This window comes from Nocardioides sp. (assembly GCF_036503465.1).
GTDB lineage: Bacteria > Actinomycetota > Actinomycetes > Propionibacteriales > Nocardioidaceae > Nocardioides.
The window spans coordinates 1-2,914 of sequence record NZ_DASXWU010000044.1 but is presented as its reverse complement, the minus strand read 5'-3'; the positions used below and the strand labels follow the sequence as shown (position 1 = coordinate 2,914).

2 protein-coding genes are annotated in these 2,914 nt (G+C 70.9%); both read right to left on the bottom strand.

What is annotated here, in order from left to right; translation table 11 throughout:
• Positions 1-1,380, bottom strand: a 1,380-nt coding sequence (locus VGK78_RS07380) for a maltotransferase domain-containing protein (protein ID WP_331526940.1), incomplete at its 3' end; no start/stop codon positions are given.
• 102 nt (positions 1,381-1,482) lie between these two features.
• Positions 1,483-2,914 (bottom strand): M36 family metallopeptidase (locus tag VGK78_RS07375; protein WP_331526939.1); only part of this gene is annotated, 1,432 nt, incomplete at its 5' end.

Here is a 2,914-nt window from a genome sequence, read left to right as displayed (position 1 = left end):
CAGGTGGCTGGACTCGTGGGAGACCTCGCGGAGGTAGTCCTCGATCTCCCACTTCGCGGTGCGCCAGGTGAAGTAGGTGTAGCTCTGGTGGAAGCCGACCGCGCCGAGGGCGTGCATCATCGCCGGCCGGGTGAAGGCCTCCGAGAGGAACACGACGTCGGGGTCGGTACGGCGTACCTCGCGCAGCAGCCACTCCCAGAACGCGACCGGCTTGGTGTGGGGGTTGTCCACGCGGAAGATCCGGACGCCGTGCTTCATCCAGTGCCGGACGACCCGGAGCACCTCCTTGCAGATGCCGGTCGGGTCGTTGTCGAAGTTCAGCGGGTAGATGTCCTGGTACTTCTTCGGCGGATTCTCGGCGTAGGCGATCGTGCCGTCGGCCTGGGTGGTGAACCACTCCGGGTGCGCCGTCACCCAGGGGTGGTCGGGTGCGCACTGCAGGGCCAGGTCGATGGCGACCTCGAGCCCGAGGCTGTTGGCCCGCGTCACGAAGCCGTCGAAGTCCTCCAGCGTCCCGAGGTCCGGATGGATCGCGTCGTGGCCGCCGTCCTTGCTGCCGATGGCCCAGGGTGAGCCGGGATCGTCCGGCCCGGGGTCGAGCGTGTTGTTGGGGCCCTTGCGGTTGACCTGGCCGATCGGGTGGATCGGCGGCAGGTAGATCACGTCGAAGCCCATCCCGGCGACGGCATCGAGCCGCTTGGCGGCCGTCGTGAAGGTACCGCTGACGACCTTCCCAGCCTTCTTGTCGTACGTCGCGCCCTCCGACCGTGGGAAGAACTCGTACCAGCTGCCGAACAGCGCGCGCGGCCGGTCGGCGTACAACGGGTAAGGGCCCTCGACGGTCACCAGCCGGCGGATCGGGTGGGCCACGAGCACAGCCACCAGGTCGGGGGACTGGAGCGCGGCGAGTCGTGCCTCGACCGGCCGCGAGGTGTCCCGCGCGGCCGAGGCCGCACCCGCCACGACCTCCTTCTCGCGGGGCTCGAGAGCCGGGTCGCCCGCCACCTCGTCGAGCAGCAGCCCGCCCTCGGTGAACATCAGCTCCACGTCCACCCCGGCCGGGATCTTGAGCCCGGCGTCGTGCTCCCAGGTCGCCAGGGGGTCGGACCACGCGTGGACCTCGAACGTCCAGGCGCCCTCGGAGTCGGGGGTGACCCACGCGGCGTACCGGTCGGGTCGTTCGCCCTCGGGGCGCATCCGCACCGGCGGACGCGTCGTGCCGTCGGGAGCGACCAGCACGACCTCGGCGCCGAGCTTGTCGTGACCCTCGCGGAAGACGGTTGCGGAGACGGGGAGTGGCTCGCCCGCGGTGGCCTTCGCGGGTAGCCGGCCGAGATCGACCAGAGGCATGACGTCCATGACGGGGATGCGTCCGACCATGCTTGTCACCCTTCCGAATCGGCAGGCGGCACGCAAGGCGAGCCCCCGGAGGCCGCGCCGGCCGCCGGACAGCCTCACCCGTAGGGCTTAGTAGACCTCGAGTCAGTAGACCTCGAGCTCGGCGACGTGCACGATCGATCCGCGGTCCGAGGCGGTCTTGCAGTCGGTGGCGTTGGTCGGGTCGTTGTCCTGCTCGCCGGCGTACCCGGCGTACCCCGTGCACTGGTTCTCCAGGGCGACGAGGCGCACGGCCGACGCCCGCACCGGATGCGCGAGCCGGAAGCCGCGGAGGGTCAGGTTCGGCGCCACGGGACGCGGACGCACGGCGGGGAAGGCGTTGGCGGGGGAGGTGTACACCCGGTGCCACCTCGCGTCGCTCGACCCGCAGTGACGCACGCACACCTCGATCGCGAACCGGCGCAGTGCGGTGAAGCGCGATCCGGAGTCGGGGTCGGGGTCCTTCGCCAGCGGTACGTCGGTCGGGCTCGCCGGAGCGGGGTGCAGCATCGCGCTGACCTGCACGCGGTGGATCCGGTGGCGCCACCCGGCCAGGTCGACTGCTACGTACGGATGGCGCGCGTCGACGTTGGTGCCGTCGCCGTTGACACCGCCCCAGTTCGTCGCCTCGGAGCCGTCGAGGAGCGCGGCGGCGTTGAGCGAGCCGGCACTCGACGCGATCACCTTCGCACCGCCCGCCGCAGCCGCCAGGTTGCCGGGCGCTTGGATCCGGTAGCTGAGGTGCTGGCCCGGCCGCAGCCGGACCGTGAACCGGGCGAAGCCGGTGCGGGGCGAGGTGTAGAGGAAGTGGTAGCGACCGGGTGCGAACCGCGCCACGGCGTCGAGCTTGGTGCGCCGGCTCAGGTCGGCGACGGGGGAGACGCGTGCCTGGTAGCGGCCGACGTAGATCCGTCCGCCTCCCGGTCCACGGAACCGGACGACCGCGTTGCGCGCCCTCGGCGACGCGAAGCTCGGGCGGGGCTGGCCGTCGTCGCCGTTCTGCACGCGGGCGCCCTTGCCCATGCCGCGGGCCGCGAAGGCGTTCCACATCACCTTCAGGTCCTGGCCGCCGAACCTCATCCGGTCGGCCGCGAGCATCGCGTCGCGGGCGTCCAGCATGGAGGTCGTGCCCTGCTGGAGCAGGAACGAGTCGAAGACCAGCTGGATCCAGCGATGGTTGCCGGGGCAACGCGTGGGCGGCAGGGGTGAGTGCGTCGCGTTGCCGTCGACGCAGCGCAGCTGGAGCCTGCGGTCCCGGTAGGGGAACCGGTGGTTCCACTTCTTCACCAGGGCCTGGCGGACCGACCACTGCGTGCCGTTCCAGACCTCTCCGTCCGCGTGCACCTCGACGCCGGTGGTGTCGAAGCCGATGTCGGAGTAGTTCAGCGGGTTGTGCGCGAGGTCGTAGTCGCGGATGCCGGTCGTGAAGTTGCCGGTCGCGTAGGGGCCGATCACGCTCGGGCTCACGCCCGTGGAGTAGTGGTGGGAGAAGAGGTACTCCATCGCGTTCAGGTCGCTCCAGGACTCACCCATCGCG